The following is a 17105-nucleotide window of genomic DNA, read 5'->3' on the forward strand; positions in this document are numbered from 1 at the left end:
GTGAGCCGCCGCCTCGCTCCAGGCCTGGGGTTGCTGTGCGGGCTGGCGGCGCTTGGCCTGGCGCCGCCAGCCCAGGCCCAGCTGAGCGGCAGCCTGGCGCTCACCTCTGACTACCGGCTGCGCGGGGTGTCGCTCACCGAGCGGCGGCCGGCGCTCAGCCTGGGCGCGGCTTACGACCATCCCAGCGGCGCCTACGCCGGGGGCTCGGTGATCGTCGCCGACACAGGCGGCGGAGACGTCAAGCGGCTGGGCGACATCGAGTACATCGGGATCGCGAAACACCACGCCGACGGACTGTCGTGGGACGTCGGGGCCAGCAACACCAACGTGAAGATCCAGGTGAACCAGCGCTATCCGGTCCGCTACAACGAGGTCTATGCCGGGGTGGCGCGGAACGACCTGAGCCTGCGGGTCAGCTATTCGCCCAACTACCTCCACAGCGGCGTGGACACGCTCTACGCGGACCTCAGCGGCGTCTATCGACCGGCCGAGAACTGGCGGCTGGTGGCCCACGTCGGCCTGCTGAAGCGGCTGGACGGCCCGACCGCCGAGGTCCCGGTCCGCCACCGCTACGACCTGATGCTGGCCGCCGTCCGCGGCTTCGACCACGGCGAACTGCGCCTGGCCTGGATCGCTGCCTACGCCACCCCGCACCCGCACCCCTCGCCCGGCCGCGGCGGCATCGTGGTGGGGGCGAGTGTGTTCTTTTAGGGTGGGGCGGCTAGAGCACGACAGCTTGAAGTGGATACCGGTTCAAGCGCCCGTCGTGCTCTAAGCTTTTGATTTAGAGCCTTTTTGTCCGGTTCAAATGATTCTATTTGAACCGGAAAGGCTCTATCGCAGTTTGAGTTTCGACTTGAGCTCTGCGTCCTCCGCCCGGCTTTTCGCTGCGGCTTCTTCGTCCAGGTCCTGCGCGTGCCTGAGCAGCGGGACCGGGACCAGAAGGGCGGCGGCAATCGGCCTCGACCACGGATTCATCGAGATGCAACGGCCGCTGAGATTGCCGCACTGACGCAGCTCGCCAGACGCGCTGTCGATCACGACGATCACCTGTTCGTCGTCCTCAAGAACAGCGCCGGGTGGGCTCACGGAGACCGCGGCGGTGTCCTTCGCCGAGGATGGCGCCATCTGCCGCCACATCCGACCCGGCGTGTAGATGCCCACGCCGACGAACCGGCCTCGCTGACCGCTGAAGCTCGGACGGGTCAGCGGGTTCTGAACTGGCTTCTGGCAACCGGCGAGGGCCATGGCGGCGGCCAACGCAATGAGAACCAGGATTTTCATGCGGGAATTCCTACGATCACGAAACCGTGATCATAGGCCCCACGTAAGGTCAAGCTGCGCCGCGCCATGGACCGTCCGCCCTTGCCTCCCACGCGCAGCGGGGAAGGCACGAGGGACGCCTCAGACCGAGCCTGTCGCGATCAGGCTCGTCGCGCAGTCGACGATGGTGTCCTCCAGCGCGCGCGGGCGCCAGCCCAGCAGGTCCTGGGCCTTCTGCGAGCTGAAGTCGTGCTTGTGCCCCAAGCTGGGGGCGACCGAGGCCAGGTCCTTGTCGAACAGGCCGACCAGCCGCAGTAGGAGGTCGGGCACCTTGCGGGTCGGGACCTTGGCGGCCGCCTCGCCCAGGCGGGCGCGCAGGATCGCGGCGATGTCGGCCATCCAGGCGTGGTGGGCGGCGGCGATGAAGCGCTGGCCGGCGGCTTCCGGCGCGGTCATGGCGCGGATGTGCAGGTCGGCCACGTCGCGCACGTCGACGACGTTGAAGCCCAGCCGCGGCAGGCCGGGGACCCGGCCGGTCAGCAGGCGCTCGACCACCTGGACGCTGTCGGAGAAGTCGCCGCTGCGCACCGGGCCCAGGACCAGGGCGGGGTTGACGGTGGCGAGCGTCGTGGCCCCGCCGTGCTCGGCGATCAGCTCCCAGGCGGCGCGCTCGGCCAGGGTCTTGGAGCGGGCATAGGCGCTGACCCCGCGCGCGTCGGGGTCGGTCCAGGTGGTCTCGTCGGCGGTCCAGTCGCCGCCGCCGGAGCCCTTGCTGGTGGCCGCCACCGAGGAGGTCAGGACCACCCGCTTGACCCCAGCCTTGATCGCCGCGGCGACGGCACGCCGCGCGCCTTCGCGGGCCGGCCGGATCAGCACGTCGGGGTCCTTGGGCTCGGCGACGCCCAGCGGCGAGGCGACGTGCAGGACATAGTCGCAACCCTCAGCCGCTGCGTCCCAGCCGGCGTCGGCGGTGAGGGTCACGGCGTGGAAGCTGAGGCGGTTGCCGGGGTCCACGACGCCGGCGATAGAGGCCCGCGCGTCGGCCTCCTTGGCGAGGTCGCGCACCGTGGCGCGCACGACGTAGCCCTGCTGCAGCAGCCCCACCACGCACCAGCCGCCGATATAGCCCGACCCACCGGTCACCAGCGCTGTCCCGCCGTCCGCCATCCTCGCCTCCCGCAATGTTTACACTGCTAAGATACTGCGATTGAGCGGCTGGGGGAACAGCGGATTCGATCACACGAGCGACGAAGGGTCAGAGGGTCGACAGCGCCGCCCGCCGTCGGATCGCCGCGCCGGTCAGCCCGAATCCGGCGATCAGCAGCGCCCAGCCCGCCGGTTCCGGGGCATGGCTGACAAGCAGTTTCAACCCGGTTGAATCGTTGAAATAGCTGCCGGCGTTGTCGACGGCCAAGCCGTAGCTGTCGCCCTTCTTGAGCGTGGCGGTCAGGTTGAAGCCGAGCGCCGGGTCCAGCGCGTCCAGCTTGCCAAGGTTGAACTCGGTGAAGTTCGCCCCGCCGGGGTGCAGCAGCCCGATGATGAACGTGCCGCTGGGGTCGGTGTCGGCAACGAAGGCGCTGCCGGTGAAGGTGTAGCGTCCGGCCTGCGGGGCCGTGAACAGCACCGCGGCGCGCGACAGCGGGCCGGGATGGAAGATCAGCGCGCCGGCGGGGACCAGCACGGTTCCGGCCTTGAACGCCCCGCCGAGGGTCTTGTAGACGCCGAGCGGGGGTTCGCTATCCGCGTGCAGGCACGACGTCCCGGCGATCACGCAACCGCTGGCGTCGGTGAACGGCGTGAACGCGCCATCGAGATAGCCGCCCCAGCTGAAATGCGCCGCGGGGTCGCCGAACTCGGTGAATAGGTTGCACAGGATGGCGTTGGCGGGCGCGGCGGCCAGCAGCGCAGCCGCGAAGGGCGCGGCGACAAGGGGCAGGACGGCGAGTTTCATCACAGCGTCTCCTCAAGCCACGACGGCGACAGGGCGCCGCCGCATCGCCGCGCCGATCAGCCCGAAGCCCAGGATCAGCAGCGCCCAGCTGGCCGGTTCGGGAACCCCGGGCGTGTTGCTGTAGTCGAAGTGGCCGCCGAACGACGGGCCCGGCGCGCGGATATCGCCGCCGACAAAGTCGAAGCGTTGCGGCGACGCGCCCGCGGTGAAGATCGCTTCGCCGAGCGCGTTGGCCCCGGCAAAGCCGACGCCGAAGAATCGCCCGCTGTTGAACAGCACGTAGGGCGCCGGGATGTGCAGCAGCGGGTCCGGCGAGCCGAGCTGGTCCGACCCATAGAGCTGGATCAGGTCACCGCCGTCGAGGTGGACGAAAAACTGCAGGCTGTCGCCGGGGTGATCCAGGGAAGCGGCCTCAAGCCGGGTGTAGTGGGCGCCGAACGCGGCGTTGGCGGCGGCGGTGACGTCGACGCGCGCCGCCGGATCGGCGAACACATCGACCACCGCCGCGTCGCCGACCATCACGCCCAGCGCCGACGCCGGGTTCAGGACCGCATCGATGGTTCCCGCGAAGTGGTAGTGGACCCGCGCCGCCGAAGCCGGGGCGGCGGCCACCATCAAGGCCCCTACCGCAATGTAGAACATCATCTTCATGGTCGCCGTCCTCAGGTCCGCGTCGACCTTGAGGATCACCTGGCCTGACCCTTGGCGCGCTACCCGGACGGGTAGGATACCGCAGATTTTTCGCAGAGGGCGGCGGGCAGCGGGCCTAGAGCACGACAGCTTGAAGTGGATACCGGTTCAAGCGCCCGTCGTGCTCTAAGCTTTTGATTTAGAGCCTTTTTGTCCGCTTCAAATGATTCCATTTGAACCGGAAAGGCTCTAGGCGTTCATCGCTTTTTCCAGCGCCCAGGCGAGGGACACGCAGCCGGCGGTGGTGACGGCGGTGGAGAGCATGGGATAGCGCGACGGCGTGTCGGGGGTCTGGTGGTCGAACAGCCACTGGATCAGGAAGGCGACGATGAAGCCGCCGATCACCCAGGTCTCGGGCAGGCGGCCGCGGGCCAGGATCATCACCCAGGCCGCCACCGCGCAGAGGGCGGAGAAGGCCTGGCGCAGCGCCCGCGGCTGCGCCTCGCGGGTCTCCAGGCCCCAGCGGACGCCACCCAGGAACGACAGCACCACCGCCGACCAAAGCATCAGCGCGTTCAGCGCCGACCCCATCCCGGACGCCGGGCCATAGCAATAGAGGTAGGTCGAGACCGGGAACGGCGACAGCGCCAGGAGCGCGATCCCCCACAGCGCGGCAGGAATGGACTCCGCCTTGGCGGCGGGTCGTACGTCATCCATGAGCAATCAATCTCTCCGGAATGCCGCCGAGGCCGCCCAACCGGCCGCCAGGGCGAACGCCATGGAAGCCAATCCGTAGGACCATGGCCTCTCATGCGCCCATAGGTAAAGAGCCCGTTCGAGGCCGACCTTCTCGACCGTGAGCGTGCGGGCCCGGGCCGAGACCAGCCGGCCCTGCTGGAAGAGCAGGATGTCGGCGCGATAGACCCCGGTGGGCGCCTGGGCCGGCAGGGCGATCTCGGCGCGGAACAGGCCCCTGTCGACGAAGCTGACGCCGTGGTCGTCCTCGTCGTACAGGCGGGCCTTCTCCTTCAGGCGCACGACGGCGTTGCGCCATTGGTAGTAGTCGGCGCCCAGGCTGGAGACCACCACGTCGCGGACGCCGTAGCGGGTCTCGGTCCGCTCCTCGGCGGGGGCGTTGATACCCAGGTGGTCGAGCCCGGCGCCCAGCCGGCGCAACTCGCCGAAGTGGGCGATGTCGTCCAGCGGGCGGTTGGAGGCGGCGCGGTAGAAGCCCGGCGCGCCTCGGAACACCACCGGGCGGCTGTTGAGCCAGAGGCCGAGCGCCTTCTGCTTGCGGGTGATGCGGATCGGCTGCTCGGGCCCGCGCACCAGGACCACGACGTCGCTGGGCCGCGCGGCGGGGTCGAAGACGGCGCCGTAGAGGACGATGCGGGCGCCGCGGAAGTCGGACTTCACCAGCACCTTGGCGTTGGTCAGGGCCGCCGAGATGACCGGCTGCGAGGCCTCCGCCACGGGTTGCGGGGCGGCCGGCAGGCCGGGTGGCGGAAGGGCCGCCATCAGCCCGTCCCCGACATCAGGATGAAGGGCTCGTCGGGCGTCAGGAACAGGCCGAGTCCCATGCGCAGCCCGACCAGCAGGACGATGAAGGCCAGGATGGCGCGCAGCTCCTCCGCCCGGAACCGCGACGAGGCCCGCGCGCCGAGCTGCGCGCCGACCACGCCGCCGACCAGCAGCAGGCTGGCCAGGACGATGTCGACCGTCTGGTTCCGGCCGGCCTGCAGCACCCCGGTCAGCGCCGTGGTGATGATGATCTGCATCAGGCTGGTGCCCACCACCATGCCGGCCGGCATGCGCAGGATGTAGACCATGGCCGGCACCAGGACGAAGCCGCCGCCCACCCCCATGATCGCCGACAGCACGCCCACGAAGGCGCCCAGCACCAGCGGCGGGATCACGCTGATGTACAGCCGCGAGCGGGGGAAGCGCATTTTCAGCGGCAGGCCGTAGAGCCAGACCGGGCGGCGGTCGCGGCGCGGCGGCGGCGGCTGGCCCCGGCGGCGGCGCAGGATGGCGCCCACGCTCTCGGTCAGCATCAGCCCGCCGATCACGCTGAGGAACAGCAGGTAGGATAGCGACACCACCAGGTCAGCCTGGCCCAGCAGCCGCAGCAGCCGGAACAACTCGACGCCTGCGACGGCGCCCACGACGCCGCCAGCCGCCAGCACCCCGCCCATCCGGAAGTCCACCGCGCGGCGGCGGCCATAGGCGATGACGCTGGACATCGACGAGCCGGCCACATGGTTGGCCATGCTGGCCACCGCCACCGGCGCCGGAATGCCGAACACCACCAGCAAGGGCGTCATCAGGAACCCGCCGCCGATCCCGAACAGGCCGGAGATGAAGCCCACCAGGGCCCCCAGCGCCACGATGAGCGGGGCGTTGACCGCGACCTCGGCGATAGGGAGGTAGATGTCCACCGTCCGCGCCTAGGCCCGAGCCGGCGCTGGGTCCAGACCTAACCGCTTATCCCGGCGAAGGCCGGGATCCAGATCGATGGGCGCCGGGTTGGCTCGGATGACCGCCGGGTCCCTCGAACCCACCTCTGAGCCAATCCATCTGGGTCCCGGCCTTCGCCGGGATGAGCGGGTTTGGGGTGCGAGCCCCAGCTTCACCGTTCGGCGACGTAGGGGCGCGGGCCGGCGGCGGTCTGGCGCTGGTCCTTTTGGTAGCGGAACAGGGCGACCTTGTAGGCCTCGTTGGCCTGGCCGTCGGCGGGGCCTTCGTAGTAGCCGAGGCGGGCCAGGATCACCTGGGCCTGTTTCACGTTCGGCGAGGCGGCGCTGGCGCTGCGCGCCGGGGCGGGGTGCGGGGCGGCGGCGCGCGCGGGCGCGGCGCGGGCGACCGTGGCGCGCTTCGTCGCCGCGGCGGGTTGGGCGCCGCGGGCCAGATCGGTGAGGGCGCGCCGGGCCTCGGCGTCGCCGTGCGCGGCGGCCAGCTTGAACCAGTGGCGGGCCTGGCCGAGGTCGCGACCGACCCCGCTGCCCGACTGGTAGAGGAGGCCCAGGTTGTACTGGCTTTCCACCACCCCGGCCTCGGCGGCCTTCTGGAACCACTTCGCGGCGGCGGCCGGGTCGGGCGGTCCGCCCTCGCCGCGGAAGACGTAGACGCCGAGGTTGTGCATCGCCGCCGCGTCGCCGCTCTCGGCGGCCAGGGCGGTGAGGCGCCGGGCCTCCTGCGGGGTCTTCGGCAGGCCGGCCTCGCCGGCGTCGTAGAGCTGGCCCAGGTAGAGCTGGGCCTGGGCCTGGCCGCTGGCCGCCAGGGCACGCAGCTTGTCGACCGCGCCGGGGACGCCGGCCTCGACGTCGGCGCGGACCTGGCTGAAGGCCGGCGGCGTCAGCGCCGCGACCGGGTCGGGCGCGGCCACGGCGGTCGGCGCGAGCGCCATGGCGGCCCGCGGGTGGGGTCCGAACACCGCGACGTCGTCGGCCGTGTGCAACCGGCCGGAGCCCTGCATCAGGGTCAGGCCCGCGGCGCCGACGCTGAGGAAGGCCGCGCCGCCAGCCACCATCAGGGCGGTCTGCAACGCGGTGTTCTGGCGGCGCGCACGGATGCCAAAGCCCTGGAACAGGCGTCCGGAGGCGGCCCGGGCGTCGACCTTGGCGCTCATCTCCGGCATCGGCGAGACCTCGGGGCCGCGGGCGGCGCGGGCGGCGGCGCGGGCCTTGTCTATCACCTCGCGCGTCGACAGCTGCGGGCCCAGCGGCGGCGGGTCCTTGGGGTCGGGCGCGAAGATGTCATCGTCAGCCTCGGCGATAGGGGCGAAGGTCCCGGGGACCCCCGGCTGCGGTACGTCAAGCTCGAGGCGGCGCCAGGGCGCGGTGATGGTCTCCGGCATCGGGCCCGCCTCGGCCTCCGGCTCGGCCTCGGTCCCAGGTTCGGATTCAGCTTCGGCTCCAGGTTCAGGTTCGGCCCGGGAGTACAGCTCGGGTCCGAACGGCGTGACGCCGGGTTCGGGCTCCGGCTCGGGCGGTGGGCCGAGGCGGGCCTCGTCGCTCAGGCGGGCCTCGTCGCTCAGGTCGGCGCGTTCGTGGCGGGCCTCGATGCGCTCGGTGACCCGGGCCACCTGCGCGCCGACCCCCTCGATGGCCTCGGCGGCGCGCTGTTCGGACACGGTGAGGCGCTCGGTCAGGCCCTCGGTGGCGCGGGTCAGTTCGGCGGTCAGCCGTTCGAAGGCCGCGGCCTGGGCGTGTTCGCCGCGGGCCAGGCGCAGCTCGACAGCGCCGGCGATCCGGGCGACCTCGGTCCCAACCTGGTCGATGGCGTCGGCGCTGCGCTGGTCGGCGTCGGAGAGCTTCCTGCCCACGACCTCGGCCATGGCCAGCACCTGGCGGCCGATCTCCTCCACGGCCCGGGTCGAGCGGGCCTCGGCATGGCGGATGTGCTCGGCCATCTCGGCCAGGCGGCTCTCGACCGCGCCGCCGGCCGTCTCGGCCAGCCGTTGGGCGACCTCGGCGCGCACCGCTTCGACCCGGTGGGTGAGCACCTGGCCCAGGGCCTCGAACTTCAGCTCGGTCTGCTCGCCCGCGCCGCGCTCCACCGACCACAGCCGCTGGTCGAGGGTGGAGAGCGAGACCTTCAGGTCCTCCAGCGCGGCGCCGGTGCGACCCTCGGCCTGGGCCAGGCGGTCGCTCAGGCGCTGGAGCACGACGTCGACGACGGCCTCGGGCTCGACGCGGGCGACGCGGCCCTCAAGCGCGCGCAGGGCCTCGGCGGAGCGGGGACCGGCCTCGGACTCCAGCCGCCGCACGCGCTCGCCGATGTAGTTCTGCTCGGCCGACGCCTCGGCCAGGGTCCCCTCCAGCCGCATCACCGCGGCGTGCTGCTCGCGCTCGGACGTCTCGATGCGGGCCAGGGCCTGGCGGACCGAATGCTCCACGCCGTGGATGGCCAGGCCGGTGCGGGTCTCGGAGGCCTCGATGCGGTCGGTCAGGCGGTCCAGGGCGAAGGCCACGCGGGCCAGGTCCGGCGGGGTGGGGGTCGGCACCGCGCGCAGGTGCGGCGCGCCCTGGGAGATCCGGTGCGGGCGTTCGGCGAACTGTTCCTCGAGCGTGATCTCCTCGGGGACGTCGTCCTCCAGGATCACCCGGTTCAGCCACTCGCCAAGCGTCATCCCGGAACGGCGGGCGAGATCCTTCGCGACCTCGCGGGCCTTGGGATCGATACCTTTTACGCTCCAGGGCGCCCCCGCGCTCATCCGAATCGTATCTCCCGTGCTGTCAGGGACGCTATCGACCGAAACCTGGGGTGTAAACGCGACGTAAACGCTACATCTGGTGTGCGGCGCCGGTTCCTGTGGATGGGGCGAACGGCTTCGGCTAGGGCTGCGGCATGGACCTGACGACGACCCTGGCGGTCTCCGGCGCCGCCTTGGCGGTCGCCGCCTTCGCCGGCTGGCGCGGCGCGCGGCCGCCCAACCCGTTCAAGGGCCCGCGGCTGATTCCCTGGCGGTTCATCATGGTGCTGGCGGCGGCCGGCGCGCTCGCGACCCTGTTCACCGGCCTGCAGGCCAACGGCATCCACCCACCGGGGCGGTGATGCTGCGGGACGCCCGGCTTCAGAACAGCCGGGTCTTCGGCAGCTTGCCCGAGGGATCGTAGGCCGTGACCCGGTGCGGCAAGTCCGGCCCCCAGCGCCAGAGCACCAGGTTCTGATCGTCAGCCGTCGCGCCGTTCGCGAAGCTGGGGACCAGGGCGCCCGCATGACCCTCCGCGAGCAGCCGGCGGACGACCCGCCACGACGCCGGTTCGCGGCCGACCGCGAGGTCGCTGCCCCAGGCGCAGGCAAGACTTGCGAGTTCAACGCGGAGGTTCGCCCGACCGGCCTCGGTGCGCAGGTCGGCGACATCGTCGCAATCGACGTCGTAGCTGCACAGGACGTAGGGCGTCAGGCGGTGGGCGAAGCCGCCGGAGACCTCGCGGAAGACCGTGTTGAAGCTGAGGGAAAGATACAGGGTCTCAAGTCCCGGCCAGTTGAACCGCCGGCCCTTTAGGGCCGCGCCGGCGCCTGACAGCGGCGTCCAGGACCAGTTGGGGTCGTGTGCCCGGAAGCACTCGCCCGTGAACCTCAAGCGTAGCCGCCGGTCGCCAGATGATCGACGTAGTCGCGCACCGCGCCGGCGGATCCGGACTTCACCAGCGCCTCGGCCGTGCGCCCGCCAAAGGCCGGAATCGGCTCGGCGCGGTACCAGGCCATCGCCTGGGCGGGGCCCCCCGCCCAGCCCTGCACGAGGCTGATGATCTCCAGCATCTCGCGCACCCGGCTCTGCGCCTTGGGGCCGTCACGCCGGCTGGCTTTCTGGAACACCTCTCGCGCCAGCCCGGCCGTCTCGGCCAGCTGGGCCTTGGTCATGCTGAAGGCGTCGGCCACCTCATCGACCCGCACCGCGCCTGTCGCATCCATCAGGCTGGCGATCGACAGCCGGGCCGGAAAGCGCGGCGGGACGCCCTTGGCCACCCTCGGCCGTCGGGCGACGGGTTCCAACTTCTTTGCCACCGATCTCATGCGCCGCTCTTTTGACCGTCAATCCAGTCAAAATATAGACAACCTTCAAAATCCGCAAGCCTACGGAGCCGAGCGCGCGCCGCTCAAGCCGCCTCCACCGCCGGCTCCTCCGCCCTTTTCGGTCGGCGCGTCAGGCCGGCCATGCCGCCGGAGGCCAGCAGGCTGGCGTCGGCCAGGAGGACGGGGATGGCCCATTTGCGGGCGGCGGCGACGTAGCGCGGCTGCCAGAGCGGGTCGTACTTGTCTTTGTACCGGCGCACGCCCTGGAAGTTGTAGATCTCCTCGCCGCGGTCGAACAGCAGCCGGCCCACCCGCGACATCATCGGGGCCAGCGGGCGGTCGTCCAGGCCCGAGAGCGGGGCCATGCCGAAGTCGAAGGCCGCGTAGCCTTCCCGCGCGCCCCAGGCCATCAGCTCCACGAACAGATAGTCCATGATGTTGCGCGGGCCCGCCTCGACGTAGCGCATCAGGTCGATGGAGAAGGCCTCCTTCGACGGGATGGTCCAGAGGGTGGCGAAGGCCACTATGCGCCCCTGCCAGCGCACCACGGCCACCGGGAACTCGGCGACGTAGCGGGGCCGAAAGGCGCCCAGCGAGAAGGCCTTCTCCCCGCCCGCATGGCCCTCCAGCCAGGCGTCGGACACCGCCTTGAGCTCGGGAATCAGCGGCGCCACCTCGGCCGGCGGGACGACGGTGAATGTCGCCCCCTCCTCCGCCGCCTTGCGCCAGGCGCGGCGCAGGTTGCCACGCCGGCGGCCCTCGAGGCTGAAGGTCTCCAGCGGCGTCAGGGCCGATTCGCCCAGCTTCTGGATCGAGAAGCCCAGCTCGACGATGTCGGGCAGGTCCTCGGCGTCCAGGCCATAGAGGCCGCAGCGCGCGGCGTGGGCGTCGGCCAGCTCGCGGAACCGCCACAGCAGCTCCAGCCGCTCGTCGCGGCGCCCGACCGGGGCGCCCAGGGCGATCCAGCTGCGCCCCCGCACCCCGAACATCAGAAAACTCTCGCCCGAGGCCGAGAACAGGAACCGCTTGTCGCCCAGCAGGGCCAGGTTGGAGTTGGTCTTGGAGATTTCCGCCCTGGCCAGGATGGCGCGGACCCGCGCATAATCGGGGTCTTCCTCGCCGACGATGGGCGGCGTCGCGGCGGTGGCGAACAGCCGCCAGACGCCCACGGCCAGCAGGGCCAGGGCCGCGCCGGCCCAGGCGCGCAGCGAGCGGGCGGCGTCGGCGTCGACCATCATCCGCCACCAGGCCCGGTCGGCGTAGTCGGCGTGCTCGAACGACCAAAGGCCCAGCAGCCCCGCGCCGGCCACCAGGCAGACGGCCGAGAACAGCCAGCCCGGCGTGACCTCCATACGGGTCAGGCGCGCGGCCCGGGGGAAAGCCTCGCGGAACGGCGCCAGCAGCGCGGCCAGCCCGACCAGCAGGGTGGTCTCCTCCCAGATGAAGCCCTTGATCAGGCTGAGCGGCGCAGCCAGCAGCAGCACGATCATGGTCGCCGCCCAGGCTCCGTCCAGGCGGGCGCGCAGGCCGAACGCCAGCATCACCAGCACCAGCCCCAGCACGCTGGAGACGAAGTGGCCGATCTCGATCAGGATCACCGGCTCGAACTTCATCAGCGCCAGGAACCGCTCGGGCTCGGACGGCGTCGCGCCCGAGGCCAGCAGCATGACGCCGGCCGCCAGCGTCAGCAGCGCGCCCGTCCAGGGGGCGGCGGCGATCGCGGCGGGCATGAGGTCGCGGGGGATGCGCATCGGGGCGCTGTATAGCCGAGGTCGGGGCCAGCGCGCTCAAACAAGCGTTTCATCTCACTTGGCCCTGCCGGGGCCGGGCGCTAAGCTGGCGCCAAGGTTCGTATTCAGGAGATGGCCATGGCTGATTTCGGCGCCACGGAACTGGACGGCTTCCGGACGGAGGTGCGGGCGTGGCTGGAGGCCAACTATCCGGCCGAGCTGCGCGATCCGAACGCCAAGACCGACCCCGAAGCGGTCTGGGGCGGTCGCGCCTTCGCGAACTCCGGCGATCCACAGACCGTCTGGATGAAGCGGATGGCGCAGAAGGGCTGGACCACGCCCACCTGGCCCAAGGAGTACGGCGGCGGGGGCCTCTCGCCGGCCCAGGCCCGGGTGCTGAACCAGGAGCTTGCGGCCGGCCAGTACCGGCCGGGGGTGCTGGCCTTCGGCATCTGGATGCTGGGCCCGGTGCTGATGGAATACGCCACCGAAGCCCAGAAGCAGACCCACTTGCGCCGGATCGTGAACGGCGAGATCCGCTGGTGCCAGGGCTACTCCGAACCCGGCGCCGGGTCGGACCTGGCGGCCCTGGCGACCAAGTGCGAGGACAAGGGCGACCACTGGCTGATCAACGGTTCGAAGGTGTGGACCAGCTATGCCGACCGCGCCGACTGGTGCTTCTGCCTGGTGCGGACCGACGCCTCGAAGAAGCACGAGGGCATCTCCTTCGTGCTGATCGACATGCAGACGCCCGGGGTGGAGACGCGGCCGATCAAGCTGATCAGCGGCGAGAGCCCGTTCTGCGAGACCTTCTTCACCGACGTGAAGATCCCCAAGGAGAACCTGGTCGGCCGGGTGAACGGCGGGTGGGAGATCGCCAAGCGGCTGCTGCAGTATGAGCGGCAGAACATCTCGGCCGGGTTCGGCGAGGGCGGCTCGGCGGGCGGCGCGTCAGGCGACCTGGCGAACATCGCCATGAAGTACGCCGGGGACATGGGCGCGCTGTCGGACATCGACCTACGCGCCCGGATCACCCGCAACAAGATGGACTTCCAGACCCTGCGCCTGACCATCGGCCGCTCGGCGGCGGAGTCGCGGGCCGGCAACGGACCGTCGGCGGCCACCTCGATCATCAAGTTCGCGGCGGCCGAATTCGCCAAGGAACGGTCCGAACTGATGATCGAAGCGCTGGGGCACCAGGGCCTGGGCTGGGACGGCGAGGGCTTCGATACGCCGGAGATCGTCGCCACCCACGGCTGGCTGCGAACCAAGGCCAATTCCATCGAGGGCGGCACGTCCGAGGTGAACCTGAACGTGGTGGCCAAGCGCGTGCTGGGCCTGCCCGACCCGAAGTGACGCGGAGCGTCATCCCGGACGGCCGGCAGGCCGATCCGGGATCCAGAGGAGGACTGTAATGGCGGACTTTGGCGTTGAGGTGGAGACCTTCCGGGCGGAGGCTCGCGCGTGGCTGGAGGCCAATTTCCCGAAAGCCTTGGCCGGCAAGCCCGATGCCCAGCTGGCCAAGCTGCAGGCGAAGCCCGAGAGCGCCGAGGCTACCCAGTGGCGGTTGGCGCTGGGGGCCAAGGGCTGGGGCACGCCCAACTGGCCCAAGGAGATCGGTGGCGGCGGGCTCACCCGCGAGCAGGCCAAGGTGCTGGCCGAGGAAATGGCCAAGGTCGGCGCCCGCAACCCGATCGGCGGGATGGGCGTGTCGTTCTTCGGCCCGACGCTGCTGGAGTATGGCTCCGAGGCGCTGAAGAAGGAGCACTTCCCGGGAATCGTGAACGGCGACGTCTGGTGGTGCCAGGGCTACTCCGAGCCGGGGTCGGGTTCGGACCTGGCTTCCCTGCAGACCTTCGCCGAGGACAAGGGCGACCACTACCTCGTCAACGGTTCGAAGATCTGGACATCTGGCGCCCAGAACGCCGACCGGTGCTACTGCCTCGTGCGGACCAACAAGGCCAAGAAGCACGAGGGGATCAGCTTCCTGCTGATCGACATGAAGGCGCCGGGCATCGAGGTCCGGCCGATCCTGCTGATCAACGGGACCTCGCCGTTCTGCGAGACCTTCTTCACCGACGTGAAGGTGCCCAAGGACCAGCTGTTCGGGCCGCTGAACGGCGGCTGGACGGTGGCCAAGCGGCTGATGCAATTCGAGCGCGACTCGATCGCCGGCTCGCTGGGCGGCGGCAACATCGGCCAGACGGTAGCCATGCCGACCATCCCCGAGGCGGCGAAGGACCGGCTGGGCGTGGATGAACAGGGTCGCCTGGACGAGCCCGACCTGCGGCGGCGGATCACCGACCACCTGATGGAGAACCGCGCCTTCCAGCAGACCATGAAGCGGGCGGCCGACGATGCGCGGGCCTCGAACGGGCCGTCGAACACCGCGGCGATCATGAAGTACGCCGGCGCCAAGATCGCCCACGAGCGCAACGAGCTGATGCTCGAGGCGATGGGCCTGGGCGGCCTGGGCTGGGAGGGCGAGGCCTATTCCCAGCAGGAACTGGGGGCGGTGCGATCCTGGCTGCGCTCCAAGGCCAATTCCATCGAGGGCGGCACCTCGGAGATCAACCTCAACATCGTCTCCAAGCGCGTCCTGGGCCTGCCCGACCCGAAGTAGGCGGTCTTGCCTTCCGCGTTCGCGGGGAAGGAGGACTGCCTGGATTTCCGCGGCGCCGTTTACGACACGGGGGTGCAATAGTTCGCCCCGCTTTGGCCGCGGCGGCATAGGACCAAGCGGTTCGAGGGACGCTGCGAAGGTCGCGAGCGGGTGGTTGGCATCAAACTTCTGAAGCGGTCTGCGCTGGTCGGCGCGCTCATCGGCGCGGGCATGGCCGGAAGCGCCCTGCCCGCCTATGGCCAGGCGGCTGCCCCCAAGGTCGCGGCGAAGCCGAAGCCGCCCAAGCCGCCGCACGTCGACGAGGACGAGGACACCACCGTCAGCGAACTGGTGGTCACCGCGGCCAAGGAGCGGCCGCAGCCGGGCGCGGTGGTGGGCGACATCAAGCCGGAGCTGCAGCTGGGGCCGGCCGAGATCCAGTCCTATGGCGTCAGCACGGTGACCGAGCTGCTGGACGAGCTGGCGCCGGAGATCCGCAGCGACCGTGGGCGCGGCGGCGAGGCGCCGGTGGTGCTGCTGAACGGGCGGCGCATCTCAGGCTTCAACGAAATCCGCGACCTCCCCACCGAGGCGATCCTGCGGGTCGACATCCTGCCCGAGGAGGTGGCGCTGAAATACGGCTACGCCGCCGACCAGCGGGTGGTGAACATCGTGCTGCGCCGCCGCTTCCGGGCGACCACGGTCGAGGCCGGCGGCGGCGGGGCCACCGCGGGCGGCCAGGCCAGCGGGACCGCCGAGCTGGACCTGCTGCACATCCGCGGCGACAACCGGCTCAACCTGGACCTGAAGGCCAGCGTCGCCTCGGCGATCACCGAGCACGAGCGCGGCGTGGCACCCCTGCCCTCGGCCCTGCCCTTCGACCTCGTGGGCAATGTCACCGGCCTCCTGGGCGGCGAGGTCGACCCGGCGCTGAGCGCTCTGGCCGGCAAGCCCGTCACCGTGGCCGGCCTGCCGGCGGCGGCGGCCAGCCGCACCCTGACGCTGGGCGACTTCGCGGCGACGGCGGGCATGCTCAACGCCAGCGACGTGGGCCGCTACCGAACGCTGACGCCCGAAACCCGGTCGGTCAACGCCAACGCCGTGGTGACGCGCGCGCTGGGCAAGGCCCTGACCGGGACGCTCAACGCGACCCTGGGCGCCACCAGCAGCGACGGCCTGCGCGGCCTGCCTGGCGTCAGCCTGCTGGTCCCCGGCGGCGGGCCGTTCTCGCCGTTCGGGCCGACGACCGTGCTGGACCGCTACTCGACCGCGTTCGGGCCTTTGGCGCAGGACACCGAGGGCTGGACCGGCCATCTGGGCGGCACGCTGAACCGCGACTTGCCCACCTGGCGGCTGTCGCTGACCGGCGCCTACGACCACGCCAATTCCCTGACCCGCAGCGACGTGGGCGTCGACGCCGCGACGCTCCAGGCAGCGGTGACCGGGCGCAGCGTCAATCCCTATGCGGCCTTCCCCGATGGCCTGCTGAGCGAGCGCGGGCGCAACAAGGCGCGGTCGGACAGCGACGGCGTCCAGGTCCACGCCCTGGTCAGCGGCCCGGCCTTCCAGGCGCCGGCGGGCCCGATCTATGTCAGCCTGCGGGCGACCGAGGCGGCCAGCTGGCTGTCGTCGGAGACCCTGCGCGGCGGGACGACCCAGTCCGTGGACCTGTCGCGCAACACTCTGTCGGCGCAGGGCAGCGTCGACCTGCCGATCGCCAGCCGGAGCCGCAAGGTGCTGGGGTTCCTGGGCGACCTGTCGATCAACGGCAATGCGGCGGTGAACGACGTCTCCGACTTCGGGACGCTGAAGGTCCTGGGCGCCGGGGTGAACTGGCGGCCGCTGACAGGCGTCACCCTGATCGTGTCGCGCACCTACGACGAGGCGGCGCCGTCGATGGCGCAGCTGGGCGGGCCGACGGTGGTGACTGAGGCGGCGCGGATCTTCGACTACGCCACCGGCCAGACGGTGGACGTGCGGCGGCTGGACGGCGGCAACGCGGCCCTGATCGGCGACGACCGCTGGGTGACCAAGGTCGGGCTGACCTGGAAGCCGCTGCAGAAGCAGGACCTGACCTTCACCGCCAACTACATCAAGAGCCGGATCAACAACGCCACTGAGACCTTCCCGGCGGCGACGGCGGAGATCGAGGCGGCCTTCCCCGACCGCTTCCTGCGCAATGCCCAGGGCCAGCTCATCCAGGTGGACTACCGCCCGGTGAACTTCGCCCGCGAGGACCGCGAGGAGCTGCGCTGGGGCTTCAACTACTCGCGCCCGATCGGACCGCAGCCGCCGCCGCGGCGGTTCGGCGGCCGGCCGGGCGGCGGACCTCCGGGCGGCCCGGGCTTCCAGCCGCCGCCGGCCGACGGGCCTGATGCGCGCCCCGCGGCCGACGCCCAGCCGCCGG

At 71.1% G+C, this 17105-nt stretch carries 16 protein-coding genes; 5 read left to right on the forward strand and 11 right to left on the reverse strand.

From position 1 onward, the window contains the following. A complete protein-coding gene (locus tag Q0R13_RS15705) occupies positions 1-711 on the forward strand; it encodes a TorF family putative porin (protein ID WP_293905578.1) in 711 nt (236 codons plus the stop codon). A 123-nt stretch (positions 712-834) separates the two neighbouring features. On the opposite strand, the gene Q0R13_RS15710 is transcribed toward Q0R13_RS15705, so the two are convergent. From Q0R13_RS15710 to Q0R13_RS15745, 8 genes are all read right to left on the reverse strand, one after another. Continuing rightward, on the reverse strand, positions 835-1284 hold the full coding sequence (locus tag Q0R13_RS15710) for a hypothetical protein (protein ID WP_293905579.1): 450 nt from the start codon (positions 1282-1284) through the stop codon (positions 835-837). Positions 1285-1404: 120 nt separating this feature from the next. After that, positions 1405-2430 carry an aldehyde reductase gene (locus Q0R13_RS15715; protein ID WP_293905581.1) on the reverse strand — a complete coding sequence of 342 codons (1026 nt, stop codon included), beginning with the start codon at positions 2428-2430 and terminating at the stop codon, positions 1405-1407. A gap of 88 nt (positions 2431-2518) precedes the next feature. Continuing rightward, a complete protein-coding gene (locus Q0R13_RS15720; RefSeq protein WP_293905583.1) occupies positions 2519-3214 on the reverse strand; it encodes a PEPxxWA-CTERM sorting domain-containing protein in 696 nt (231 codons plus the stop codon). Positions 3215-3226: 12 nt separating this feature from the next. Then, on the reverse strand, positions 3227-3904 hold the full coding sequence (locus Q0R13_RS15725) for a PEPxxWA-CTERM sorting domain-containing protein (protein ID WP_293905584.1): 678 nt from the start codon (positions 3902-3904) through the stop codon (positions 3227-3229). Between the two features lie 189 nt (positions 3905-4093). After that, positions 4094-4561: a DUF3429 domain-containing protein gene (locus Q0R13_RS15730; protein WP_293905586.1), complete on the reverse strand. Its 468-nt coding sequence runs from the start codon at positions 4559-4561 to the stop codon at positions 4094-4096. Between the two features lie 6 nt (positions 4562-4567). Further along, a complete protein-coding gene (locus tag Q0R13_RS15735; RefSeq protein ID WP_293905588.1) occupies positions 4568-5362 on the reverse strand; it encodes a TIGR02186 family protein in 795 nt (264 codons plus the stop codon). Continuing rightward, on the reverse strand, positions 5362-6282 hold the full coding sequence (locus Q0R13_RS15740) for a sulfite exporter TauE/SafE family protein (protein ID WP_293905590.1): 921 nt from the start codon (positions 6280-6282) through the stop codon (positions 5362-5364). Before Q0R13_RS15740 ends, Q0R13_RS15735 begins: the two co-directional genes overlap by 1 nt. Before the next feature lie 191 nt (positions 6283-6473). Further along, complete coding sequence (locus Q0R13_RS15745; RefSeq protein ID WP_293905592.1) at positions 6474-9059, reverse strand: peptidoglycan-binding protein; 2586 nt, start codon at positions 9057-9059, stop codon at positions 6474-6476. Positions 9060-9193: 134 nt separating this feature from the next. On the opposite strand from Q0R13_RS15745, the gene Q0R13_RS15750 reads away from it, so the two are divergent. Further along, positions 9194-9400, forward strand: a complete 207-nt coding sequence (locus Q0R13_RS15750; RefSeq protein WP_293905594.1) for a hypothetical protein — start codon at positions 9194-9196, stop codon at positions 9398-9400. A 19-nt stretch (positions 9401-9419) separates the two neighbouring features. Here Q0R13_RS15750 and Q0R13_RS15755 read toward each other — a convergent pair whose 3' ends face one another. From Q0R13_RS15755 to Q0R13_RS15765, 3 genes are all read right to left on the reverse strand, one after another. Further along, the gene (locus Q0R13_RS15755) at positions 9420-9932 is read right to left on the reverse strand and encodes an RES domain-containing protein (protein ID WP_293905596.1); all 513 of its coding nucleotides are present in this window, start codon (positions 9930-9932) and stop codon (positions 9420-9422) included. Next, a complete protein-coding gene (locus Q0R13_RS15760) occupies positions 9929-10366 on the reverse strand; it encodes an antitoxin Xre/MbcA/ParS toxin-binding domain-containing protein (protein ID WP_293905598.1) in 438 nt (145 codons plus the stop codon). The genes Q0R13_RS15755 and Q0R13_RS15760 overlap by 4 nt, the downstream gene beginning before the upstream one ends. An 83-nt stretch (positions 10367-10449) precedes the next feature. Further along, positions 10450-12117, reverse strand: a complete 1668-nt coding sequence (locus Q0R13_RS15765; protein WP_293905600.1) for a phosphatidylglycerol lysyltransferase domain-containing protein — start codon at positions 12115-12117, stop codon at positions 10450-10452. 117 nt (positions 12118-12234) lie between these two features. Here Q0R13_RS15765 and Q0R13_RS15770 point away from each other — a divergent pair, with 117 nt between their 5' ends. The 3 genes from Q0R13_RS15770 to Q0R13_RS15780 all read left to right on the forward strand — a co-directional run. Continuing rightward, positions 12235-13452: an acyl-CoA dehydrogenase family protein gene (locus Q0R13_RS15770; protein WP_293905602.1), complete on the forward strand. Its 1218-nt coding sequence runs from the start codon at positions 12235-12237 to the stop codon at positions 13450-13452. 58 nt (positions 13453-13510) lie between these two features. After that, complete coding sequence (locus Q0R13_RS15775; protein ID WP_293905604.1) at positions 13511-14719, forward strand: acyl-CoA dehydrogenase family protein; 1209 nt, start codon at positions 13511-13513, stop codon at positions 14717-14719. A 210-nt stretch (positions 14720-14929) separates the two neighbouring features. Next, positions 14930-17105, forward strand: a 2176-nt coding sequence (locus Q0R13_RS15780) for a TonB-dependent receptor (protein ID WP_293905606.1), incomplete at its 3' end; no start/stop codon positions are given.

It is taken from the genome of Phenylobacterium sp. (genome assembly GCF_025351295.1).
Classification (GTDB): Bacteria; Pseudomonadota; Alphaproteobacteria; order Caulobacterales; family Caulobacteraceae; genus Phenylobacterium.